This window comes from Cupriavidus sp. 01T418 (assembly GCF_056398885.1).
Genome location: NZ_JBFTQG010000044.1, coordinates 27947 through 50738, shown reverse-complemented (window position 1 = coordinate 50738; position 22792 = coordinate 27947). Strand labels below are relative to the sequence as shown.

The following is a 22792-nucleotide window of genomic DNA, read 5'->3' as shown; positions in this document are numbered from 1 at the left end:
GATGAAAGCATCCGAACTTCGCGGCAAAGATGCCGCCGGGCTGAACCAGGAGCTCTCCGAGCTGCTGAAGGCCCAATTTAGCCTGCGCATGCAAAAGGCCACCCAACAGCTGCAGAACACCAGCCAGCTGAAGAAGGTGCGCAAGGACATCGCGCGGGTGCAAACCGTGCTGAACGAGAAGGCGACCACGAAATGACTGAAACTGCACAAACGGAATCGTCGCTTCGCCGCACTCTGGTCGGCCGGGTAGTTAGCGACAAGATGGACAAGACCGTCACGGTCCTGATCGAAAACCGCGTCAAGCATCCTCTGTACGGCAAGTACGTGCTGCGTTCCAAGAAGTACCACGCACACGACGAAGCCAACCAGTACAAGGAAGGCGACAAGGTCGAGATCCAGGAATCGCGTCCGCTGTCGCGGACCAAGTCCTGGGTGGTTTCCCGTCTGGTCGAAGCTGCGCGCGTCATCTAAAAAACCACACGGTTTTAGGTTGGCTTGCGAGTCCAGGGTTATGTGCTATAATCCTGGACTTCCGCTTTGTTGCATTCGCCTTAGTTGTATCACCCGGGCGAGTCGATGAAGCGAACCTGGCCGAGCGGCTCCTGATTAACCATGTTCAGGCCGCCTGGTAACTACCGACTTCAAAGTTGATCAACCCAAACGGTTGCTGGCGCAAAGCCAGGGGCTGACGGGACCAAGACTGACCGGCGGGCGTTGCCCGGTGGATTAAGTTGGGAAGATAACACCATGATTCAGACAGAAAGCCGGCTCGAAGTAGCCGATAACACTGGTGCGCGCGAAGTGCTGTGCATCAAAGTGCTGGGTGGGTCCAAGCGCCGCTATGCGAGCGTAGGCGACATCATCAAGGTGACCGTCAAGGACGCAGCGCCGCGCGGTCGCGTGAAGAAGGGCGATATTTACAATGCCGTCGTCGTGCGTACCGCCAAGGGCGTGCGTCGCGCAGATGGTTCGCTCGTCAAGTTCGACAGCAATGCCGCTGTCCTGCTGAACACCAAGCTCGAGCCGATCGGCACCCGTATTTTCGGGCCGGTGACTCGTGAACTCCGTACCGAGCGCTTCATGAAGATCGTGTCGCTCGCGCCGGAAGTGCTGTAAGGAGCCGCCATGAACAAGATTCGTAAAGGCGACGAAGTCATCGTCCTGACCGGCAAAGACAAGGGCAAGCGCGGCACCGTGCAAGCCATGCTCGGCGACAAGGTCGTGGTGGAAGGCGTCAACGTTGCCAAGAAGCACGCACGTCCGAACCCGATGCTGGGCACCACCGGTGGCGTCATCGACAAGGTCATGCCGTTGCATATTTCTAACGTTGCGCTCGTGGATGCCAATGGCAAGCCGTCGCGCGTCGGTATCAAGGTGGAAGACGGCAAGCGCGTGCGCGTGCTGAAGACCACCGGTGCCGTCGTGGCAGCTTGATTCTGGGCACAGATAGGAGTTGAGCATGACTGCACGTCTGCAAGAGTTTTACAAAGAACAGGTAGTACCGAAGCTGATCGAACAGTTTGGCTTCAAGTCGGTCATGGAAGTGCCGCGTATCACCAAGATCACCCTGAACATGGGCCTTGGCGAAGCCATCAATGACAAGAAGGTCATTGAGCTGGCCGTGGGCGACCTGACCAAGATCGCCGGTCAAAAGCCGGTGGTGACCAAGGCCAAGAAGGCAATCGCCGGCTTCAAGATCCGCCAGGGCTATCCCATCGGCGCGATGGTGACGCTGCGCGGCGAACGCATGTTCGAATTCCTGGATCGTCTGGTGACCGTGGCCCTGCCGCGTGTTCGTGACTTCCGTGGCGTTTCGGGCCGCTCGTTCGATGGTCGTGGCAACTACAACATCGGTGTGAAAGAGCAGATCATTTTCCCCGAAATCGAGTACGACAAGATCGACGCACTGCGTGGTCTGAACATCAGCATCACGACGACGGCGAAGAATGACGAGGAAGCAAAGGCGCTCCTCGCAGCATTCAAGTTCCCGTTCCGTAATTAAGGGGTAACCGTGGCTAAATTGGCTCTGATTGAACGTGAGAAGAAGCGCGCTAGGCTCGTGGCAAAGTATGCCGACAAGCGTGCGTCCCTCAAGGCCATTATCGACGACCAGGAAAAGTCGGAAGAAGAGCGTTATACCGCGCGTCTCGAGCTGCAACAGCTCCCGCGTAACGCTAACCCGACTCGCCAGCGTAACCGCTGCGCGATCACCGGTCGTCCCCGCGGTACCTTCCGCAAGTTTGGCCTGGCGCGTAATAAGATCCGTGAAATCGCCTTCCGTGGCGAAATCCCGGGTCTGACGAAAGCCAGCTGGTAATTACGCACAGGCTACAGGAGAAACAGTATGAGCATGAGCGATCCTATCGCCGATATGCTGACGCGCATCCGCAACGCCCAAGGCGTGCAGAAAGCGTCGGTTGTCATGCCGTCGTCGAAGCTGAAAGTGGCAATCGCCAAAGTCCTGAAGGACGAAGGCTATATCGACGACTACGCCGTGAAGGAAGAAGGCGGCAAGGCACAACTGAGCATCGGTCTGAAGTACTACGCCGGCCGTCCGGTCATCGAGCGCATTGAGCGCGTCTCGAAGCCTGGCCTGCGCGTGTACAAGGGCCGCAGCGACATTCCCCAAGTGATGAACGGCCTCGGTGTCGCAATCATCTCGACCCCCCAGGGTCTGATGACCGATCGCAAGGCACGTGCCACTGGCGTGGGCGGCGAAGTTCTTTGCTACGTCGCGTAAGGAGTAACCATGTCCCGTGTAGGTAAGGCTCCCATCGCGCTGCCCAAAGGCGCTGAAGTGAATCTGGCAGCTGGCGTGCTCTCCATCAAGGGCCCGCTCGGCACGCTGACGCAGCCGATCCACAGCCTGGTCAAGGTCAATGTCGAAAACGACACGCTGACCTTCGTCCCCGCTGATGAATCGCGCGAAGCAAACGCACTGCAGGGCACCATGCGCGCCCTGGTGGCCAATATGGTCAAGGGTGTGACCACCGGTTTCGAGCGCAAGCTTAACCTGGTCGGCGTGGGCTATCGTGCCCAGCTGCAAGGTACTGCGCTGAAGCTCCAGCTTGGTTTCTCGCACGACGTGATCCATGCGATGCCGGAAGGCGTGACGGCGACAACGCCCACGCAGACCGAGATCATCATCAAGGGTGCGGACAAGCAGAAAGTCGGTCAGGTTGCTGCGGAAGTCCGCGCGTACCGTCCGCCTGAGCCCTATAAGGGCAAGGGTGTTCGTTACGCCGACGAGCGCGTCATCCTGAAGGAAACCAAGAAGAAGTAAGGGGTGCAATCATGAACAAGAAAGACGCTCGTTTGCGCCGTGCACGTCAGACCCGCGCCAAAATCGCGGAGTTGAAGATCAACCGTCTGACCGTGTTCCGTACGAATTCGCATATTTACGCCCAGGTCTACTCGCCGTGCGGCACGCAAGTGCTGGCATCGGCTTCGACCGCCGAGGCAGAAGTGCGCAAGGAACTGACTGGCAGCGGTGCTACCGCCGCCGCCGCGACCCTGATTGGCAAGCGCATCGCCGAAAAGGCGAAGGCTGCCGGCGTGGAAACCGTTGCGTTCGATCGCGGCGGCTTCCGCTTCCATGGTCGCGTGAAGGCACTGGCTGACGCAGCTCGCGAAGCCGGCCTTAAGTTCTAAGCGCACATAGAGAGATACGTCATGGCAAAAATGCAAGCAAAAGTCCAGCAGGACGAACGCGACGACGGCCTCCGCGAGAAGATGATCTCGGTCAACCGCGTCACCAAGGTGGTGAAGGGCGGCCGGATTCTCGGTTTCGCTGCGCTGACCGTGGTTGGTGACGGCGATGGCCGCATCGGCATGGGCAAGGGCAAGGCCAAGGAAGTGCCGGTCGCAGTTCAGAAGGCAATGGACGAAGCCCGTCGCAAGATGGTCAAGGTCTCGCTGAAGAACGGCACGCTGCAACACGAAGTCGTGGGCAAGCACGGCGCCGCCAAGGTGCTGATGATGCCGGCGAAGGAAGGTACCGGCGTGATCGCCGGCGGCCCGATGCGCGCGATTTTCGAGGTGATGGGCGTGACCAACGTCGTCACCAAGTCGCACGGCTCGACCAATCCGTACAACATGGTTCGCGCCACGCTGGACGGTCTTCAAAAGATGAGCACGCCCGGCGAGATCGCCGCCAAGCGCGGCAAGTCGGTTGAAGACATCCTCGGTTAAGGAGTCGGACGAAATGTCGCAACAAACCGTAAAAGTGCAACTCGTGCGCAGCCTGATCGGCACGCGTGAGGATCATCGCGCCACCGTCCGTGGCCTGGGCCTGCGCCGTATCAATTCGGTGTCGGAGCTGCAGGACACGCCCGCCGTGCGCGGCATGATCAACAAGGTCTCGTACCTGGTCAAGGTTCTGGCCTGAGTCCCGGGACACGGAGAGCAAGATGCAACTCAACAACCTGAAACCGGCCGACGGTTCGAAGCACGCCAAGCGTCGCGTCGGCCGCGGTATCGGCTCCGGCCTGGGCAAGACTGCCGGCCGTGGTCACAAGGGTCAGAAGTCGCGTTCGGGCGGCTTCCACAAGGTCGGCTTCGAAGGCGGTCAGATGCCGCTGTATCGTCGCCTGCCGAAGCGTGGCTTCACGTCGCTGACGAAAGTCTTCAACGCCGAAGTCAGCCTGCGTGATATCGAGCGCCTGGAAGCCACCGAGGTGGACCTGCTGGTTCTGAAGCAAGCTGGCCTGGTGGCCGAGCTGGTCAAGAGCGCCAAGGTCATCAAGGCTGGTGAGCTGACCCGCAAGGTTACGATCAAGGGTCTGGGCGCCACCGCTGGTGCCAAGGCTGCGATCGAAGCCGCCGGCGGTCAGATCGCGGCGTAATTTAGCAGCAGATTTCGCAGCATAGGCGAGTCACAGTCGGAGCATCGTTTGGCCACGGCGAAACCCAATGCAAGCACGCAAGCCAAGAACACGGCGAAGTACGGCGACCTGAAGCGCCGGCTGATGTTCCTGGTGCTGGCCTTGATCGTGTACCGCATCGGAGCGCATATTCCGGTGCCGGGAATCGATCCTGAACAGCTTGCGAAGCTTTTCCAGAGTCAGTCGGGTGGCATCCTCGGGATGTTCAACCTGTTCTCGGGCGGTGCGCTGTCGCGCTTTACCGTCTTCGCGCTCGGCATCATGCCGTACATCTCGGCGTCGATCATCATGCAATTGCTGACGATCGTGCTTCCGCAGCTGGAGTCGCTGAAGAAGGAAGGGCAGGCGGGTCAACGCAAGATCACGCAGTACACGCGCTACGGCACGGTGGTCCTGGCCACCTTCCAGGCGCTGTCGATTGCAGTCGCGCTGGAATCCCAGCCGGGTCTGGTGATCGATCCGGGCCTGATGTTCCGGGCTACGGCGGTGATCACGCTGGTGACCGGTACGATGTTCCTGATGTGGCTGGGTGAGCAGATCACCGAGCGGGGTCTGGGCAACGGTATCTCGATCATCATCTTCGGCGGTATCGCGGCGGGCTTGCCCAACGCGATCGGCGGGCTCTTCGAACTGGTTCGCACCGGTTCCATGAGCATCATTGCATCGATCCTGATCGTTGCAATCATCGCCGGTGTGACCTTCGCCGTGGTGTTTGTCGAGCGTGGCCAGCGCAAGATCCTGGTGAACTATGCCAAGCGTCAGGTCGGCAACAAGGTGTATGGCGGGCAATCGTCGCACCTGCCGCTGAAGCTGAACATGGCAGGGGTGATTCCGCCGATCTTCGCATCGTCGATCATCCTGTTCCCGGCGACCATCGCGGGTTGGTTCACCTCTGACTCGACGAGCGCCGCCGGCCGGTTCATCAAGGACCTGGCTGCGACACTGTCGCCGGGACAGCCGGTCTACATCCTGCTGTACGCTGCTGCGATTATATTTTTCTGCTTCTTCTATACGGCTCTTGTGTACAACAGCCGGGAAGTGGCGGACAACCTGAAGAAAAGCGGTGCCTTCATTCCGGGCATACGTCCGGGCGAGCAGACGACGCGCTACATCGACAAGATTCTTGTCCGTCTGACGCTGGCTGGTGCGATCTACATCACACTGGTCTGCCTGTTGCCGGAATTCCTGGTACTGCGCTGGAACGTTCCGTTCTATTTTGGCGGAACCTCGTTGCTGATCATCGTGGTCGTCACGATGGACTTCATGGCCCAGGTCCAGTCCTATGTCATGTCGCAGCAATATGAGTCCCTGCTGAAGAAGGCGAATTTCAAGGGTAATCTGACCTTGCGCTGAAGCCGGGTCGGTACAGGCTAGGTATGGCAAAAGACGACGTCATCCAGATGCAGGGGGAGGTCCTGGAAAACCTCCCCAACGCGACGTTCCGCGTCGAGCTGGACAACGGCCATGTAGTGCTGGGCCATATCTCCGGCAAGATGCGAATGAACTACATCCGGATTCTTCCGGGTGATCGGGTGACGGTTGAACTGACCCCATATGATCTGTCACGCGCGCGCATCGTCTTTCGGACGAAGTGAAGCGAACAGGAATTGAAGGAAGAGGAAAATCATGAAAGTGCTGGCTTCTGTTAAGCGCATTTGCCGCAACTGCAAAGTTATCAAGCGCAACGGTGTCGTGCGCGTGATCTGCTCGTCGGATCCCCGCCACAAGCAACGCCAAGGCTAATCGGAAAGAGGATTGACGAATGGCACGTATCGCAGGGGTTAACATCCCGAACCACAAGCATACCGAGATCGGCCTGACGGCTATTTACGGTATCGGCCGCTCGCGCGCCCGCAAGATTTGCGTGGCCACCGGCGTTCCCTTTGACAAGAAGGTCAAGGACCTGACCGACGGCGACCTGGAAAAGCTTCGTGACGAAGTAGCCAAGGCCACGGTTGAGGGTGACCTGCGTCGTGAAACCACGATGAACATCAAGCGTCTCATGGACCTTGGTTGCTATCGTGGCGTCCGTCACCGCAGGGGTCTCCCGATGCGCGGTCAGCGCACCCGCACCAACGCCCGTACTCGCAAGGGTCCGCGTAAGGCCGGCGTGGCTCTGAAGAAGTAAAGCCGAAGGCAGAGGAAGAAACTAATGGCAAAAGGTCCGAATAACGCCGCCCAGCGCGCGCGTAAGAAGGTCAAGAAGAACGTTGCCGACGGCATTGCGCACGTCCACGCTTCGTTCAACAACACCATCATCACGATCACCGACCGTCAGGGCAATGCCCTGGCATGGGCAACCTCGGGTGGCCAGGGCTTCAAGGGTTCGCGCAAGTCGACGCCCTTCGCAGCCCAGGTTGCTGCGGAGAACGCCGGCCGCGTGGCGCAAGACCAGGGTATCAAGAACCTGGACGTGCGCATCAAGGGCCCCGGCCCTGGCCGTGAATCGGCTGTGCGTGCCCTGAACGCGCTCGGCATCAAGATCTCGATCATCGAAGATGTGACGCCGGTGCCGCACAACGGCTGCCGTCCGCCGAAGCGCCGTCGGATCTAAGTGCTGGTGTCATACCCGGGATTCGAGCGGGGTCTTCCCCGCCCGTAGCCTGGTGTGGTAGCATCGCACGTTGACCTGCTGCATCTGTTTGCAGCAGGTTTTCGTTTTGCGTTTTTGCGATTGATTTACCCGTCGCCTGGCGCAGTAGTTAGCTTAGTCATGCTTTTGCGCGTGCCCGCAGGGGAACGCGCTGGATAAGCCCACCGTCCACCACTCGCGCCCACTCATGCGTCCCGCAACCAGGACCCAGACCAGGGCGGAGAAGGCGGACTCGCGGCGCGTCGAACAAGGCGCCGCGATCGATCAGGAAGGAAGATAAAGTGGCACGTTATATCGGCCCGAAGGCCAAACTCTCTCGCCGTGAAGGTACTGACCTGTTCCTGAAGAGCGCGCGCCGCTCGCTTGCAGACAAGTGCAAGCTGGACAGCAAGCCGGGCCAGCACGGCCGCACCTCGGGTGCACGCACCTCCGACTACGGCAACCAACTGCGTGAAAAGCAGAAGGTCAAGCGTATCTATGGCGTGCTCGAGCGCCAGTTCCGCCGCTACTTCGCTGAAGCCGACCGCCGCAAGGGCAACACCGGCGAGAAGCTGCTGCAGCTGCTGGAATCGCGCCTGGACAACGTCGTGTACCGCATGGGCTTCGGCTCGACGCGCGCTGAAGCGCGCCAGCTGGTATCGCACAAGGCGATCCTGCTGAACGGTCAAGCCCTGAACGTGCCGTCGGCTCAGGTCAAGGCTGGTGACGTCATCACCATCCGCGAGCAGTCCAAGAAGCAAGTCCGTATCGCCGAGGCGCTGTCGCTGGCTGAGCAATCGGGTTTCCCGGCTTGGGTTGCCGTGGACGCGAAGAAGTTCGAAGGCACGTTCAAGCAAGTGCCGGATCGCGCCGACATCTCGGGTGACATCAACGAAAGCCTGATCGTCGAATTGTATTCGCGTTAATCACACGAATTCTGACCGACACCATCGAACGGCCAGGGGCTTGCGCTTCCCGCCAAGCTTCACTTTCAGCCCGACGCGCTGCCGCGCGCCGGGCTTATTGCCCATCGTGCGATGGGATTTTCAGGTTCCATACGTCAGCCTTATCGGTGTAACGAGCCGAGGGTATTGAAAAGGACAACCTAATGCAAACAGCACTACTCAAGCCTAAAATTATTGCCGTGGAGCCGCTCGGCGACCATCACGCCAAGGTCGTGATGGAGCCGTTCGAGCGTGGCTATGGCCATACGCTCGGTAACGCCCTGCGTCGCGTGCTGCTGTCGTCGATGGTCGGTTATGCCCCGACCGAAGTCACGATCGCTGGGGTGGTCCATGAGTACTCCACCATCGATGGCGTGCAGGAAGATGTAGTCAACCTGCTGCTGAATCTGAAGGGTGTGGTCTTCAAGCTGCACAACCGCGACGAAGTCACGGTGTCGCTGCGCAAGGAAGGCGAAGGCGTTGTGACGGCGGCCGATATCGAGCTGCCGCACGATGTCGAGATCATCAACCCCGGCCACGTGATCGCTCACCTGTCGGCCGGCGGCAAGATGGACATGCAGATCAAGGTCGAACAGGGCCGTGGTTATGTTCCGGGCAACGTGCGCAAATTCGGCGACGAGGCGGGCAAGGTCATTGGCCGCATCGTGCTGGACGCTTCGTTCTCGCCGGTGCGTCGCGTTTCGTACGCAGTCGAATCGGCGCGTGTGGAACAGCGTACCGACCTCGACAAGCTGGTGATGAACATCGAAACCGACGGCGTGATTTCGCCCGAGGAAGCGATTCGTCAATCGGCGCGCATCCTGGTCGACCAGTTGTCGGTGTTCGCGGCGCTGGAAGGCACCGAGTCGTCGGCGGAAGCCGCTTCGAGCCGTACGCCGCAGATCGATCCGATCCTGCTGCGCCCGGTCGACGACCTGGAGCTGACGGTGCGTTCGGCCAACTGCCTGAAGGCCGAAAACATCTACTACATCGGCGACCTGATCCAGCGTACCGAGAACGAGCTGCTGAAGACCCCGAACCTGGGTCGCAAGTCGCTCAACGAAATCAAGGAAGTGCTGGCTTCGCGCGGCCTGACCCTCGGCATGAAGCTCGAGAACTGGCCGCCCGCAGGGCTGGAGAAGTAATTTGCCTGGCGCGGCGGCGGGTTGATCCCGTCACCGCGCCGGTAATCCTGGCAACCGGCATGTGCCGGCTGCTCAATAGACTACCGGCCCGCGCCGCACCGGGAAGCATCCCGGCCAAGCGATAGAAGAGCTGGTCAAACATTGCAATCAAGGAATCATCATGCGTCACCGTCATGGTTTGCGGAAACTGAACCGCACCTCGTCGCACCGTCTCGCGATGCTGCGCAACATGTCCAACTCGCTGTTCCAGCACGAGCTGATCAAGACCACCCTGCCCAAGGCCAAGGAATTGCGCAAGGTTGTCGAGCCGCTCATCACGCTGGCCAAGAAGGACACCGTTGCCAACCGCCGCCTGGCCTTCGCCCGCCTGCGCGACCGCGACATGGTCACCAAGCTGTTCAACGAACTCGGCCCGCGTTACAACGCGCGTCCGGGTGGCTACACCCGTATCCTGAAGTTCGGTTTCCGTCAGGGCGACAATGCGCCGATGGCGCTGGTCGAACTGGTTGACCGCCCGGAGATCACCGAAGCGCCGGCTGAAGAAGCAGGCGAATAAGGTCGATCCCGTCCCGGCCGCTTGCGACCATCGGTCGCGGCGAGCCGCGCGGACACCGCTTACAATCGAGCCAGGCTATATGCCTGGCTCTTTTGTTTTCCGGGGCCGGGGCGGCATTTGGTATCGGAGGAAGACACGATGAGCGAAGCAATACTGGTGATGACGTCGCTGCCCGACGCCGAATCCGCAGCGCGCGTGGCGCGTGCCGTTCTGGAGTCGCGGCTGGCGGCTTGCGTGAACCGGCTGGCGCCGTGCGAGTCGGAGTACTGGTGGCAAGGAGAGATCGAGCACGCACACGAGTGGCCGCTGGTGATCAAGTCCACCCAGGACCGCTATGCGGCGCTGGAGGCAGCGATACGCCTCGCGCACCCGTACGAGGTTCCGGAGATTGTCGCCGTGCCATTGGCCGCCGGCTTCGCGCCCTATCTGGCCTGGGTGGCGCAGGAGACGCGCTCGGCAACCGATGAGGGCGACAGCGCGTAAGGATCGGGTTCGCCGCGGCGACTTACACCCAGGCTGGCGATTGGCGCCACGACCGGGGCTCGGCGCCGCGACACAGGCGCAATGCGGATACGAAGAATGACATTTCAAAGGCAGGATATGGGTTTCGGTATGGGCGCGGACGCCCCCGTCAGCGGCGCAAAGGTCAGGGTAGCGGTGCGGCATGGTGCCGCAGTGCGGCTGATGCTGGCGCTGCTTGCCGTGCTATGGCTGGGCATGGCCGGCTTCGCCCAGGCCGCGGACGATGACTTTCTGCCCCCCGAGCAGGCCTTCCGATTCGCCGCCCGCCAGCTCGACCCGCACACCATCGAGGTGCGTTTCGATGTGGCCGATGGCTACTACCTGTACCGCGAACGCTTTGCCTTTGCGGCGCAGCCGGCCTCTGTCAAGCTCGGCGCGCCGGTATTCCCGCCGGGCAAGGTCAAGTTCGACGAAACCTTCGGCAAGAAGATGGAAACCTACCATGGCGGGCTGACCATCCGCGTACCGGTGGAGTCCGCTCCGGCCGACGGCAAATGGTCGCTGATGGTGACCTCGCAAGGCTGCGCCGACAAGGGGCTGTGCTATCCGCCGCAGGAGAGCGTGTTCAAGGTCGGTGGGGGTGTGCTCGATGGACTCTTCGGCAAGCGGGCTCCGGCGGATTCCGGCAGCATTGGCAACAGCCACGCCGCCGCAAGCGGTGACGCGCCCGGGGCAACGGCATCGGCCGGCCCTTCGTCGTCGGATGAAAACGACCGTATTGCCGGCGCGCTGGCCAGCCGCAATCTGGGCGTGATCGCCGCGCTGTTCTTCGGCCTCGGCTTGCTGCTGACCTTTACGCCCTGCGTGCTGCCCATGGTGCCGATCCTGTCGTCGATCGTGGTGGGCGAGCATGTCACGCGCGGCCGCGCCTTGCTGGTGTCACTGTCGTATGTGCTCGGCATGGCAGTGGTCTATACCGGCATCGGCGTGGCGGCCGGCCTGCTTGGCGAGGGCTTGTCCGCCGCGCTGCAGTCGCCATGGGTGCTGGTGGCCTTCGCGCTGCTGCTGGTGGCGCTGTCCCTCTCCATGTTCGGCCTCTATGAGCTGCAACTGCCGCAATACTGGCAAACGCGGCTGACCGCTTCATCCAACCGTCGCCAGGGCGGGCAACTCGCCGGCGCCGCGGCCATGGGCGCGATCTCGGCGCTGATCGTCGGGCCGTGCGTGACAGCACCGCTGGCTGGCGCGCTGGCCTATATCGCGCGCACCGGCGATGCCATAACCGGTGGTGGCGCGCTGTTTGCGATGGCGCTCGGCATGGGCGTGCCGCTGGTGCTGGTGGGGGTGGGTGCGGGCAACCTGCTGCCGCGCGCCGGGCGCTGGATGGAGCTGACCAAGCGCTTCTTCGGCTTCCTGCTGGTGGGCGTGGCGCTCTGGATGGTAAGCCCGGTACTGCCGGCGTGGGCGCTGATGGCTGGTTGGGCCACCCTGCTGCTGCTGGGCGCGGTGTTCCTGAGCGCCTTTGAGGCGCTTGGCCCCGACGCCCATGGCCTGGCCAGGGTGGGCAAGGGCCTGGGCTTGCTGGCCGCGCTGGCGGGAGCGATCCTGCTGGTGGGGCTCGCGTCCGGCGGACGGGATCCCCTGCAACCGCTGGCGCACTTGAGCGCCGGGCGCACGGCAGCGCCGCAAGTCGCGTCCGGTAGCGCCTCCGAAGTGCGCTTCGAGCGGGTCCGCTCGGTTGGCGAGCTCGATGCCCGCGTGGCGCAGGCCGCCGCCGCTGGCAAGCCCGTACTGCTCGATTTCTACGCGGACTGGTGCGTGAGTTGCAAGGAGATGGAGCGCTTCACCTTCAACGACGAGCGCGTGCGGGCGCGGCTGTCCGACGTGGTGATGCTGCAGGCGGATGTCACCCGGAACAACGCCGACGACAAGGCGTTGCTCAAGCGCTTCGGCCTGTTCGGCCCTCCCGGCATCATCCTGTATGGCCCTGACGGGCGCGAGCGGCCGGTCCGCGCGATCGGCTACCAACCCCCCGCGCGCTTCCTCGACACGCTCGCGCGCGCGCTCGACGCCAAGGCCAGCATCTGACCGCCAGCCTCGGCAGGGGCCGGCTAGCTTTGCTCCAGCCGGCGCCCCAGCGCCCATACCGCGGCCAGCACCACCACCACAGCACCCATCAGTCCGAGCGACCACCAGAAACCCTGAGGCTCGCGCAGCCACGGCATGCGGTCGAAGTTCATGCCGAAGATGCCGGTGATCAGCGTGAGCGGCATGAACAGTGCGGTGATCAGCGTCAGCGTGCGCATGGTGCGGTTGGTGCGATGCGCCACCGAGGAGAAGTGAATCTGCACCGCGGACTCGATCGAGTCCTCCAGCCGGCGCGCATGGGCAAGCACGCGTGAGATGTGTTCCGTCACGTCGTTGATGCGTACCAGCAAGGCATCGTCGCGGCCCGCCGCTCCTGCGGCCCCTTCGCTCTGCACGCTGTAGCTGTTGTCGAGCAGGCTGTCGCGGAATTCCTGCAGCGCATCGTGCTGTTCCTCGCACAGGTGCTCAAGGCGCCGCAGTTCGATACGGGCATCGAGCAAGCCCTCCCAACTGGAAAAGCTGCGCCGCGCGTTCAGGAGTGCGCGCTGCCACCGGTCGAGCTGGCGTGTCAGGGGCGCGCGCAACTCCAGGTAGCGGTCGACCATCGCATTGAGCAGGCGCAGCATCAGGTCTTCCGGGCGCGTCGGCGGGCGGATGCCGTGCACCAGCGCGGCGTGCCCATTCGGCCGTGTCTTCGATTCCGGCTGCGGGCGCGGCGACTGGCATAACTCAAGCAGGCGCTGGCGTACCTGGTCCAGCGTGCGGGACTGTGCGGGGCGGACCGTCAGCAGCACATTGTCGAAGACGAAAAAAGTGACTGGCTGCGTGTCGATCTTGGCCAGCGCGGGCAGGAAGCCCGGCGGGTGGCGCCGCGGCTTGGCCGGGGTGGGCGTCTTTGCCGCCGTCCTGGACGCCGCCGCTTCGCCGCCTGCCTCGGCGATCAGCCGGCTGGTTTCGAAGGTGAGCTTGCGGAAGATCACCATGTCGTAGGCATGCGTCGTATCGAAATACGAAGGATGCGACGGGTTGGTGGCATCGATCAGATGCAGGTCCAGCACCGGCGCGCCGGTCAGCGCCTGGACGCTGTCGCGCCAGGCTGTCGGCGCGGTGCTGAGTTCTTCGATCGGCGTATCGGCCCAGACGAAGCGGGCTGCCGCATTGCCCGCGAGAAAGTCGCGCGCCTCGTCGAGCGAGGCGAGCGGATGGACCTGGCTGGCGGAAAAACCTAACAGTTGCATCCGGGCCGGTTCAGCGCGTGAGCAGGCGAGCGGCGTCGCGCGCGAAGTAGGTCAGGATGCCATCGGCGCCGGCGCGGCGGAAGGCCAGCAGCGATTCCATCATGACCTTGTCGTGATCCAGCCAGCCGTTCTGGGCGGCCGCCTTGAGCATTGCGTACTCCCCGCTGACCTGGTAGACGTAGGTGGGGAATCGGAATTCGTCCTTCACCCGCCGCAGGATGTCCAGGTACGGCATGCCGGGCTTGACCATCACCATGTCGGCACCCTCCATGATGTCCTGCGCCACTTCCCGCAAGGCTTCGTCGGAGTTCGCCGGGTCCATCTGGTAGGTCATCTTGTTGCCCTTGCCCAGGTTGGCCGCCGAACCCACCGCATCGCGGAACGGGCCATAGAAGGCCGAAGCGTACTTGGCCGAGTAGGCCATGATGCGGGTATGGATATGGCCGCCATCCTCCAGCGCGGCGCGCACCGCGCCGATGCGCCCGTCCATCATGTCCGATGGCGCCACGATGTCCACGCCGGCCTCGGCCTGCGTCAGCGCCTGCTTGACCAGGATCTCCACGGTGACGTCGTTGATCACATAGCCGTCGGCATCCAGCACGCCGTCCTGGCCATGGCTGGTGTAAGGGTCCAGCGCCACGTCGGTCAGCACGCCGAGTTCGGGGAAGCGGTCCTTCAGCGCGCGCACGGCACGCGGGATCAGGCCTTCGGCATTGGTTGCCTCGATTCCGTCAGGTGTCTTCAGGGCTGGATCGATGACGGGAAACAGCGCAATGACCGGAATGCCCAGCCTGACGCAGTCCTCTGCGACGGGCAGCAACAGGTCGACCGAGAGCCGTTCCACGCCGGGCATGGACGCCACGCTCTCGCGCTGGTTGTGGCCGTCGACGATAAATACCGGGTAGATCAGGTTGTCCGGCGACAGGCGGTTTTCGCGCATCAGCCTGCGCGAGAAATCATCGCGGCGCATGCGGCGCGGACGGTACTCGGGGAAAGTGGACATGGCTTGGGGGAGAGAGTCTGAAGGAGTGCGGGAGCTTGCCCGCTTGCTGGGGCGCGATACAGCCGGCGAGTGCTTCAGCAGGCAGCTCCAAAAGAAAAACTAAACTTTTGATCGTGCCCGCTATCATACTCGCGGACACTCTGCGTTGCGCTTGCGCGATGCAGCGTCCCCCGCTACTCCTCCCTGAGCGGGTACCCGCCCTTAACCGGTGGGAAAGTTCGCCCCCGTTGCTTGCAACGGGGTTTTTTTTGGCCGGTTCGCCGCGGGATGCGCGGGCTTGATATCGCGCCGCTCCCGCAGGGACGGGTACGGATTCCCGGCTCGGAAGGTCAGTTCGCGGGCGCGTCGGGCGCGGTGACGTCCGCACCTGCCTTCGGGTCGGCGTTCGCTTCGCCTTGCGGCACGGCGGTGGACTTGCTGCCTGGTACCACGGGCGGCTGTGCCTCCGGCAGCGACAGCCAGCCCGCCACTACGCGCTGGGCCTCCTCGATGCCGCGGCGCTTCAGGCTGGAGAACAGTTGCGCGGTCAGGGCCACGGGCGTGTCGAGCTGTTCGGCGTAGCCCGCCAGGACCTTGCGGGTTTCGCGCAGGGCCAGGGCATTCTCGCTGTTGGTCAGCTTGTCGGCCTTGGTCAGCAGCACGTGGATGGGCCGGCCGGTGGGCAGGAACCACTCGACCATCTGGCAATCCAGGTCGGTAAAGGGCCGGCGCGCGTCCATCATCAGCACCAGGCCGGCCAGTTGCGAGCGGGTTTGCACATAGTCGCTGAGCAGCGCCTGCCAGTGGTACTTGGCCGATCCCGACACCTGCGCATAGCCATAGCCGGGCAGGTCGACCAGGAAGGCCAGTGGGTCCGGCGCCTTGACCGGGGCGACGCCGAAGAAGTTGATGTGCTGGGTGCGGCCCGGCGTGCGCGACGAGAACGCGAGCCGTTTCTGGTTGCACAGGATATTGATGGCGGTGGATTTGCCTGCGTTGGAACGCCCGGCGAAGGCCACTTCCGGCACCGCCGTGGCAGGCAGGTCGCGCAGGTGGTTGACGGTAACGAAGAAGCGGGCCTGGTGTAGGAGGGACATGCGCGTGGGCGATGGGGCGGGTGGGGGCGGGTCGCCGCCTTGCTTTTGGCGGGTTCGCCGGCGTCACCACGCCGATGTGAGTGAGGTGGGCGGCACATGCTGCCGCCTGGATGGCCGGGGCTGGCGTCTGGCCGCGTCGCGGCGCGCACATCCTCTATCCGGCACACGATTTATTGTACAATAATGCGGTTAACGGCCTCCCGATTAGGTGGCGCGTGGCATCCTTGGCCTCGCGTTCATCTGACAAGGAAGCTCTGCGTGTCCGTTCCATCGTGGTAGCAAGCCTGTCGGTCTTGTCGTTGTTGCAGCGCCAGAAGCCGGCGCCGCCGCAAGCGGGCCAACCGGGGGTCTGGGCCTGCTACCGGGATATTCGCACGGTCTGCCGCTCTCGTTCGCATGGGGGCGGTGCCATCCGGCTTTCGTCTGGGCATTCTGGCTACAGCGAGGCTGGCGGTCCGTCGTGGTGAATCTCCGATGTCAAAGTGCCAGCCCTGCGCGTCCTCACCGCGGGCAAGGTGCTGAACGGCGTGCCCCGTGGAATTCAAAACAATACAGACAAGGTGTGCGAATGAACCGCATTGCGAAATTTCTGGCTGTCGTGGCGCTGGCCCTGCCGGCCACTGCCATGACCGGTCTGGCATCTGCCGCAGAGCAGGCCGCCGCAAAGGCTGATCCGGCCAAGGGCGAAACCCTCTACACGCAGGGTGCCCCCGATCGCAATGTCCCGGCTTGCCTGAGCTGCCACGGGGCCAACGGCAACAGCGGTGGCGCGGCCAACCCGAAGCTGGCCGCCCAGCACCCGGAATACGTGCACAAGCAGCTGGACGACTTCAAGGCCAAGACCCGCAGCAACGCCATCATGTCGCCCTACGCGGCAGCCTTGTCCGAGGATGAAATGAAGGACGTCGGCGCCTACCTGGCCAAGCAGAGCCTCAAGCCTGCCACCGCCAAGAGCAAGGACACCATCGAAGCCGGCCAGAAGATCTACCGTGGCGGCATTGCCGCCAAGGGCGTGCCGGCTTGCGCGGCTTGCCACGGCCCGACCGGCGCCGGCATTCCGGCCCAGTATCCGCGCATCGGTGGACAGTGGTCCGAGTACACCGAAGCGCAACTGGTCGCGTTCCGCCAGGGCACCCGCAAGAACAATCCCGTGATGACCACCGTTGCCGCCAAGATGTCGGATGCCGAGATCAAGGCCGTGGCCGATTACGTCGCAGGGATTCGCTAAGTCGTTCCGCGCCGGGTAGCCGGAGCACCCAGGCGAGCCTCGCTGTTGCGAGGCGCTGCGCGGGGGTGCAACCAGGCAGCCCGGCAACTATCGAAGAGGGTGGCCTGCGCGAGCATGTCCACCCTTTTTCATTTCAAGGCCGAGGGCCCCACTGCACATGCCGACCGCTTCCACGTCAGGACTGCACCTGAAGACCTCTCACCGCTTGCTGCGCGACGCGGTGGAGCTGCTGTCCTCGATGCGTTTCGCCATCACGTTGCTGACGGTCATCGCGATCGCCAGCGTGATTGGCACGGTCCTCAAGCAGAACGAGCCCTATCCCAACTACGTCAACCAGTTCGGTCCGTTCTGGGCCGACCTGTTCCATGCGCTGTCGCTGCAAAAGGTCTACAGCTCCTGGTGGTTCCTGCTGATCCTGAGCTTCCTGGTGGTTTCCACCTCGCTTTGCCTGACCCGCAACGCGCCCAAGATGATCAAGGACATGCGCTCGTGGAAGGACCACGTGCGCGAGCGCAGCTTGCGCGCCTTTCATCACCGTGCCGCATTCGATTCGGGCCGGACGCGCGCCGAGGCGGTGACGCATCTCACCGCGCTGCTGGCCAATCGCGGCTATCGCATCAAATCCGTGCCCCATGAAGGCGCTACCCTGCTGGCCGCCAAGGCGGGCGCGGTCAACAAGCTGGGCTACATCCTGGCGCACACGGCCATCGTGGTGATCTGCATCGGTGGCCTGCTCGACGGCGACATGCTGATCCGCGCCCAGATGTGGTTCGGCGGCAAGAGCCCGATCACGGGCAACGCCGTGATCAACGACATCCCGCCGCAGCACCGCTTGTCGGTGAACAATCCGGGCTTTCGCGGCAACGCCTTCGTGCCGGAAGGCTCCACCGTCTCCACGGCCATCCTGAATATTTCGGACGGGGCGCTGGTGCAGGACCTGCCGTTCAATATCACGCTGAAGAAGTTCACCGTCGAGCATTACTCGACCGGCATGCCCAAGCTGTTCGCCTCCGACGTGGTAATTACGGACCGCGCTACCGGCCGCAAGACCGAGGCCACGGTCAAGGTCAACGAGCCGCTGGTGGTAGACGGCGTAGCCATCTATCAGTCGAGTTTCGAGGATGGCGGCTCCAAGCTGAAATTCGTCGGCTACCCGATGCAGGGCGGCAACGACAAGACCTTTGCCTTCGCCGGTACGGTCGGCGCCAACTCGCCGCTGACGGGCACGGGCAGCGACGCCGACGTCGAGGGGCTGACGGTGGAATTCAGCGATTTCCGCCTGATGAATATCGAAAACGTCACCGATGCGTCCGGCAAGCCCGATGCCCGCGGTGTCGCGCGCAAATCGCTCAACGAGAGGCTGGAATCCCACCTGGGCTCGGCGGTCAATCCCGATCGCGCGAAGGAACTGCGCAACGTGGGTCCGTCCGTGCAGTACAAGCTGCGCGACCGCAACGGCCAGGCGCGCGAGTTCAACAACTACATGGTGCCCGTGCAGCTTGATGGCCAGTCCGTCTTTCTTGCCGGCATGCGCGATTCGCCCAGCGAACCGTTCCGCTACCTGCGCATCCCGGCCGACGAGCAAAACAGCGTAGCCGACTGGATGCGCCTGCGTGCCGCGCTGCAGGACCGTGCACTCAGGGCGGAAGCCGCACGCCGCTTTGCCCTGGCATCGATGCCGGGGGAGGACCGCGAAGTGCTGCGCGGCCAGCTCGCCGAGAGCGCGCTGCGCGCGCTCGATCTCTTCGCCGGCGCAGCGCGCAGCAATCCGCAGGCGCCGCCGGGCGGCTTCACTGCGATTGCCGCCTTCCTGGAAAAGTCCGTGCCGCTGGCCGAGCAGCAGAAAGCCGCGGATGTCCTGCTGAAGATCCTCAATGGCGCGATGTGGGAACTCTGGCAGCTGGCGCGCGCGCAGGACAAGCTGCCGGTGGTGCCAAATAGCGCACAAAGTGGCGCTTTCCTGCAGCAAGCCATCAACGCGCTATCGGACAGTTTCTTCTACACCGCGCCGGTTTTCCTGCAACTCGACGACTTCACCGAGGTGAAGGCCAGCGTGTTCCAGATGACCCGTGCACCAGGGAAGAACATCGTGTATCTTGGCTGTCTGCTGCTGGTGCTGGGCGTGTTCTCGATGTTCTACATCCGCGAGCGCCGCGTCTGGCTCTGGGTCAAGGACCCCGCCGGCGCGCAAGCAGGAGGCGAGGGCGGCGCCGCCAGCCATGTGTTGATGGCCATGTCCACGCAGCGGCGTACACTGGATTTCGAGAAGGAATTCGTCGCCCTGCGCGATGACGTAGGCCGGGCCGCCGGCAGCATCGAAGCAGGTGGCAAGGGCGCGCCGGATCCGGCCGCGCATTGAACGCGGCCCGCAATTAAGCAGGAAACAATATGTCTTCGAATGTGAATCAGGCAAGGGCGCCCATGCAGGCAAGCCCGGCCGCGGTCGCCGCGAGCGGTACGGATCAGGCCTATCTGGAGCCATCGTTCCTTCGCCGGCTGGGCTGGGTCGACTGGCTCTTTGCCTTGTTGCTGGCAGCAGGCGCGGGCTTCGCGCTGGCGCGCTACGGCGAGTGGATGAACGTCTACGACAAGGGCGTGCTGATCGCGGCTGTGCCTACCTTTGCGCTGCTGGGATGGCACTGGAAGCCTGTGCGGCTGCTGATGGTGGTGTTGGCGGCGCTGTCGCTCTTTGCCATCCAGCTCTACCAGGGCCAGCTGCCGCGCGCCGAGCAGGCCTTCTTTCTCAAGTATTTCCTGTCGAGCCAGTCGGCCATCCTGTGGATGAGCGCGCTGGTGTTCCTGTCTACCCTGTTCTATTGGGGCGGCCTGCTGGCGCGCTCGGAGACGGGGCTGCAGATCGGCAGCAAGATGGTGTGGGCGGCCGTGGTGCTGGGCTTCACCGGCATGCTGGTGCGCTGGTACGAGTCCTACCTGATCGGCGCCGACATCGGCCATATCCCCATCTCGAACCTGTACGAAGTGTTCGTGCTGTTTACGCTGATCACCTCGCTGTTTTATCTCTACTACGAAGGCCGCTACAAGACCCGCGCCCTTGGGCCGTTTGTGATGCTGGTGGTGTCGGCGGCGGTCGGTTTCCTGCTTTGGTACACGGTCAGCCGTGATGCCAGCGAGATCCAGCCGCTGGTCCCCGCCCTGCAGAGCTGGTGGATGAAGATCCACGTGCCGGCCAATTTCATCGGCTACGGCACCTTCTCCTTGGCGGCGATGGTCTCGGTGGCTTACCTGCTCAAGGAGCGCGGCATCTTCGCCGAGCGCCTGCCCTCGCTGGAAGTGCTCGACGATGTGATGTACAAGGCGATCGCCGTGGGCTTTGCCTTCTTCACCATCGCCACCATCCTCGGCGCCCTGTGGGCGGCGGAAGCCTGGGGCGGCTACTGGAGCTKGGACCCGAAGGAAACCTGGGCGCTGATCGTCTGGCTCAACTATGCGGCCTGGCTGCACATGCGTCTGATGAAGGGCCTGCGCGGCGCCATGGCGGCCTGGTGGGCGCTGGTGGGCTTGCTGGTCACGACCTTCGCCTTCCTCGGCGTCAACATGTTCCTTTCCGGCCTGCATAGCTACGGCGAACTCTGATCCGGATGTTGCGCTGCAAGAAAAGACTGCCCCCTCTCGACTTTGCGACGGGGCAGTTTTTTTTTTCGTCCGAATGGAATAAAGCCGTCACATCCGGTGTTTACTGAGGGGACGGTGCCGGCTGGCGGCGCCGCATTGCATGGAGACCGACATCATGGCCCTTTCCCGTCCTATCGCAGTCGCTTCCCTCGCATCGCTGTCCCGTCCCGCCGTTCTCGCGCTCGCATCGGCCGCAGTCCTGCTGTCCGCCTGCTCGGGCATGGGTGGCATGGGCGGTAGCAGTGCCGGCAATATGCCGCCCACGGTAAAGGTTGCCAGTGGCGCGCTGACCGATCCCCAGGGCCTGACGCTCTACGTCTTCGACCGTGACGCGGGTGGCAAGAGCGCTTGCAACGGTGCCTGCGCGACCACCTGGCCGCCCCTGCTGGCGGCGCCCGGCACCAGCGCCACGGGTGACTACAGTGTCATCACGCGCGACGACGGCGCCAGGCAATGGGCCTATCGCGGCAGGCCGCTCTACCGTTTCGCCAAGGACGCCAAGCCGGGTGACCGCGTGGGGGACAACTTCAACAACGTCTGGCACGTGGCCACACCCTGATCCGCGCGAGCGCAGGCTGACGGCATGGACGGCTTCGACCGCCAACTGGTGGCGCTGGCGCCGCGCCTGCGGCGCCACGCCCGCGGCCTGACCGGCGACGCGGCATCGGCCGACGATCTGGTGCAGGAGACGCTGGAGCGCGCGCTGCGCTACCGCTGGCGCTTCCGGCTGCGCGCCGGAGCCTGGTGGGGCGACGGCGCGGACGGTCTGCTGTCCTGGCTGCTGACCATGATGCACCGGCTACGCATCAACGCCTACCGGCGTGGCGCTCCTGTGACGTTCACCGACACGCTTCCCGACGTACCCAGTACTGCGCCGGAGCCAGGCCTGCGCCTGGACCTGGTGCGGGCGCTGGCTTGCCTGCCCGAAGCCCAGCGCTCGGTCATGCTGCTGGTCGGCCTGGAGCAGCTCACCTATGCCGAGGCGGCGCAGGTGCTGGCGGTGCCGGTGGGCACGGTGATGTCGCGCCTGGCGCGGGCCCGTGAGCAAATGCGTGTGCTGATGGACGGGGAGCCCGAGGCGAACCGGCGGGCCACCGGCCGGACGGCCGGACTGCAGCGAGTCAAATGATGTCCCCAGTCAACGAAGCCGATCTCCACGCCTACGCCGATGGCCAGCTGGATCCCGGTCGCCGTGCCGAGGTCGAGGCCTATCTGGCCGCGCATCCCGATGCCGGCGAGAAGGTCGACAGCTGGCGGCGGCAGGCGAGCGAGCTGCACGCGGCGTTCGATGGCGTGCTCAATGAATCCGTGCCGCTGAAGGCACTTCCCCCCAGGTTGCGTGGCAGCGCCGCCGATCGGGCACGCGGCCCGGCGGGATGGGGCATGGCGCTGGCTGCCAGCATGGCCTCGCTGGCCCTGGGCGGCGCGGTCGGCTGGATCGCCCATGACCGCATGGACCCCCTGGCGGCCCGCGTGCCTTCGGTGGAGCGCTTCGCGCGCGAAGCGCTGGCCACCCACGTGGTCTATGCGCCCGAGGTGCGCCACCCGGTAGAGGTGGCTGCTACCGATGAAGCCCATCTGGTCGCCTGGCTATCCAAGCGGCTCGGCGCGCCGTTGCGGGTACCCGATCTGCGCGCCCAGGGATTTCACCTGATCGGCGGACGCCTCGGCGTGGCCGAGGGCGGGCCGTCCGCCATCCTGATGTACGAAGCCGACGACGGAACCAGGCTGTCGTTGCAACTGCGACACATGGAGCGGGATACGCCCGACACGGGCTTCCGGCTGGAGCGGATGGGCGCCGGTCCCGGCGATCGTCCCACCACCGCTGCCGGCACCATGGCTTTCTATTGGGTGGACCGGGATCTCGGCTTCGCGCTGGCCGGGCCGCTTGAGCGGGCGCCGCTACTGGCGCTGGCGCAGTCCGTCTACCGCCAATACCAGGGCGGCTGAAGCCGGCAGCCCTG

Annotated in this window: 31 protein-coding genes; 28 read left to right on the top strand and 3 right to left on the bottom strand. The window is 63.7% G+C overall.

What is annotated here, in order from left to right:
* Position 1: 1 nt before the first annotated feature.
* The 22 genes from rpmC to dsbD all read left to right on the top strand — a co-directional run bounded on the left by rpmC (position 2) and on the right by dsbD (position 12650).
* Positions 2–196, top strand: a complete 195-nt coding sequence (rpmC, locus tag AC1DQ3_RS29350) for a 50S ribosomal protein L29 (protein ID WP_020203850.1) — start codon at positions 2–4, stop codon at positions 194–196.
* Complete coding sequence (gene rpsQ / locus AC1DQ3_RS29345) at positions 193–471, top strand: 30S ribosomal protein S17 (RefSeq protein ID WP_020203849.1); 279 nt, start codon at positions 193–195, stop codon at positions 469–471. The genes rpmC and rpsQ overlap by 4 nt, the downstream gene beginning before the upstream one ends.
* A 276-nt stretch (positions 472–747) precedes the next feature.
* Positions 748–1116: a 50S ribosomal protein L14 gene (rplN, locus tag AC1DQ3_RS29340; RefSeq protein ID WP_017225233.1), complete on the top strand. Its 369-nt coding sequence runs from the start codon at positions 748–750 to the stop codon at positions 1114–1116.
* Positions 1117–1125: 9 nt separating this feature from the next.
* Positions 1126–1434, top strand: a complete 309-nt coding sequence (gene rplX, locus AC1DQ3_RS29335; RefSeq protein ID WP_035870755.1) for a 50S ribosomal protein L24 — start codon at positions 1126–1128, stop codon at positions 1432–1434.
* A gap of 25 nt (positions 1435–1459) precedes the next feature.
* A complete protein-coding gene (rplE, locus tag AC1DQ3_RS29330) occupies positions 1460–2002 on the top strand; it encodes a 50S ribosomal protein L5 (protein WP_006160458.1) in 543 nt (180 codons plus the stop codon).
* A 9-nt stretch (positions 2003–2011) separates the two neighbouring features.
* Positions 2012–2317: a 30S ribosomal protein S14 gene (gene rpsN / locus AC1DQ3_RS29325; protein ID WP_477123640.1), complete on the top strand. Its 306-nt coding sequence runs from the start codon at positions 2012–2014 to the stop codon at positions 2315–2317.
* A gap of 27 nt (positions 2318–2344) precedes the next feature.
* A complete protein-coding gene (gene rpsH, locus AC1DQ3_RS29320; protein WP_017225229.1) occupies positions 2345–2740 on the top strand; it encodes a 30S ribosomal protein S8 in 396 nt (131 codons plus the stop codon).
* Between the two features lie 9 nt (positions 2741–2749).
* A complete protein-coding gene (gene rplF / locus AC1DQ3_RS29315) occupies positions 2750–3283 on the top strand; it encodes a 50S ribosomal protein L6 (RefSeq protein WP_477123639.1) in 534 nt (177 codons plus the stop codon).
* 11 nt (positions 3284–3294) lie between these two features.
* A complete protein-coding gene (gene rplR / locus AC1DQ3_RS29310) occupies positions 3295–3651 on the top strand; it encodes a 50S ribosomal protein L18 (RefSeq protein ID WP_043350338.1) in 357 nt (118 codons plus the stop codon).
* Positions 3652–3672: 21 nt separating this feature from the next.
* Entirely contained in the window at positions 3673–4191 is a 519-nt protein-coding gene (rpsE, locus tag AC1DQ3_RS29305) for a 30S ribosomal protein S5 (RefSeq protein ID WP_006160449.1), read from the top strand.
* A 13-nt stretch (positions 4192–4204) separates the two neighbouring features.
* Positions 4205–4387: a 50S ribosomal protein L30 gene (rpmD, locus tag AC1DQ3_RS29300; RefSeq protein WP_006160440.1), complete on the top strand. Its 183-nt coding sequence runs from the start codon at positions 4205–4207 to the stop codon at positions 4385–4387.
* A gap of 22 nt (positions 4388–4409) precedes the next feature.
* Positions 4410–4844 carry a 50S ribosomal protein L15 gene (rplO, locus tag AC1DQ3_RS29295; RefSeq protein ID WP_477123638.1) on the top strand — a complete coding sequence of 145 codons (435 nt, stop codon included), beginning with the start codon at positions 4410–4412 and terminating at the stop codon, positions 4842–4844.
* Between the two features lie 48 nt (positions 4845–4892).
* Positions 4893–6236, top strand: a complete 1344-nt coding sequence (gene secY, locus AC1DQ3_RS29290) for a preprotein translocase subunit SecY (RefSeq protein WP_006160437.1) — start codon at positions 4893–4895, stop codon at positions 6234–6236.
* 23 nt (positions 6237–6259) lie between these two features.
* A complete protein-coding gene (gene infA, locus AC1DQ3_RS29285) occupies positions 6260–6478 on the top strand; it encodes a translation initiation factor IF-1 (RefSeq protein ID WP_477123637.1) in 219 nt (72 codons plus the stop codon).
* Between the two features lie 31 nt (positions 6479–6509).
* Entirely contained in the window at positions 6510–6626 is a 117-nt protein-coding gene (gene rpmJ, locus AC1DQ3_RS29280; RefSeq protein WP_006160433.1) for a 50S ribosomal protein L36, read from the top strand.
* A 19-nt stretch (positions 6627–6645) separates the two neighbouring features.
* Positions 6646–7011 (top strand): 30S ribosomal protein S13, encoded by a 366-nt coding sequence (gene rpsM / locus AC1DQ3_RS29275; RefSeq protein WP_006160431.1) that lies wholly within the window; start codon positions 6646–6648, stop codon positions 7009–7011.
* 24 nt (positions 7012–7035) lie between these two features.
* Entirely contained in the window at positions 7036–7437 is a 402-nt protein-coding gene (gene rpsK / locus AC1DQ3_RS29270; RefSeq protein WP_006160430.1) for a 30S ribosomal protein S11, read from the top strand.
* A 320-nt stretch (positions 7438–7757) separates the two neighbouring features.
* Positions 7758–8381 (top strand): 30S ribosomal protein S4, encoded by a 624-nt coding sequence (gene rpsD / locus AC1DQ3_RS29265; RefSeq protein ID WP_006160429.1) that lies wholly within the window; start codon positions 7758–7760, stop codon positions 8379–8381.
* A 182-nt stretch (positions 8382–8563) separates the two neighbouring features.
* Positions 8564–9544 carry a DNA-directed RNA polymerase subunit alpha gene (locus tag AC1DQ3_RS29260; protein ID WP_477123636.1) on the top strand — a complete coding sequence of 327 codons (981 nt, stop codon included), beginning with the start codon at positions 8564–8566 and terminating at the stop codon, positions 9542–9544.
* 160 nt (positions 9545–9704) lie between these two features.
* A complete protein-coding gene (gene rplQ, locus AC1DQ3_RS29255) occupies positions 9705–10100 on the top strand; it encodes a 50S ribosomal protein L17 (RefSeq protein WP_006160427.1) in 396 nt (131 codons plus the stop codon).
* A gap of 138 nt (positions 10101–10238) precedes the next feature.
* Entirely contained in the window at positions 10239–10583 is a 345-nt protein-coding gene (gene cutA, locus AC1DQ3_RS29250) for a divalent-cation tolerance protein CutA (RefSeq protein ID WP_477123635.1), read from the top strand.
* A 117-nt stretch (positions 10584–10700) separates the two neighbouring features.
* Positions 10701–12650, top strand: coding sequence for a protein-disulfide reductase DsbD (dsbD, locus tag AC1DQ3_RS29245; RefSeq protein WP_477123650.1), 1950 nt, complete (start codon positions 10701–10703; stop codon positions 12648–12650).
* Between the two features lie 23 nt (positions 12651–12673).
* On the opposite strand, the gene AC1DQ3_RS29240 is transcribed toward dsbD, so the two are convergent.
* The 3 genes from AC1DQ3_RS29240 to yihA all read right to left on the bottom strand — a co-directional run bounded on the left by AC1DQ3_RS29240 (position 12674) and on the right by yihA (position 15967).
* Positions 12674–13888 (bottom strand): magnesium transporter CorA family protein, encoded by a 1215-nt coding sequence (locus tag AC1DQ3_RS29240; RefSeq protein WP_477123634.1) that lies wholly within the window; start codon positions 13886–13888, stop codon positions 12674–12676.
* A 10-nt stretch (positions 13889–13898) separates the two neighbouring features.
* Positions 13899–14891: a porphobilinogen synthase gene (hemB, locus tag AC1DQ3_RS29235; RefSeq protein ID WP_477123633.1), complete on the bottom strand. Its 993-nt coding sequence runs from the start codon at positions 14889–14891 to the stop codon at positions 13899–13901.
* Between the two features lie 329 nt (positions 14892–15220).
* On the bottom strand, positions 15221–15967 hold the full coding sequence (yihA, locus tag AC1DQ3_RS29230; protein WP_477123632.1) for a ribosome biogenesis GTP-binding protein YihA/YsxC: 747 nt from the start codon (positions 15965–15967) through the stop codon (positions 15221–15223).
* Between the two features lie 568 nt (positions 15968–16535).
* Here yihA and AC1DQ3_RS29225 point away from each other — a divergent pair.
* The 6 genes from AC1DQ3_RS29225 (at position 16536) to AC1DQ3_RS29200 (ending at position 22778) form a co-directional block, all read left to right on the top strand.
* The gene (locus AC1DQ3_RS29225; RefSeq protein ID WP_477123631.1) at positions 16536–17195 is read left to right on the top strand and encodes a c-type cytochrome; all 660 of its coding nucleotides are present in this window, start codon (positions 16536–16538) and stop codon (positions 17193–17195) included.
* Positions 17196–17352: 157 nt separating this feature from the next.
* Positions 17353–19554, top strand: coding sequence for a cytochrome c biogenesis protein ResB (locus tag AC1DQ3_RS29220; RefSeq protein WP_477123630.1), 2202 nt, complete (start codon positions 17353–17355; stop codon positions 19552–19554).
* Between the two features lie 62 nt (positions 19555–19616).
* On the top strand, positions 19617–20789 hold the full coding sequence (ccsB, locus tag AC1DQ3_RS29215; protein WP_477123649.1) for a c-type cytochrome biogenesis protein CcsB: 1173 nt from the start codon (positions 19617–19619) through the stop codon (positions 20787–20789).
* 154 nt (positions 20790–20943) lie between these two features.
* The gene (locus tag AC1DQ3_RS29210) at positions 20944–21387 is read left to right on the top strand and encodes a COG4315 family predicted lipoprotein (protein WP_477123629.1); all 444 of its coding nucleotides are present in this window, start codon (positions 20944–20946) and stop codon (positions 21385–21387) included.
* 24 nt (positions 21388–21411) lie between these two features.
* On the top strand, positions 21412–21957 hold the full coding sequence (locus AC1DQ3_RS29205) for an RNA polymerase sigma factor (protein ID WP_477123628.1): 546 nt from the start codon (positions 21412–21414) through the stop codon (positions 21955–21957).
* Positions 21954–22778 (top strand): anti-sigma factor family protein, encoded by an 825-nt coding sequence (locus AC1DQ3_RS29200; RefSeq protein ID WP_477123627.1) that lies wholly within the window; start codon positions 21954–21956, stop codon positions 22776–22778. The genes AC1DQ3_RS29205 and AC1DQ3_RS29200 overlap by 4 nt, the downstream gene beginning before the upstream one ends.
* Positions 22779–22792 lie beyond the last annotated feature (14 nt).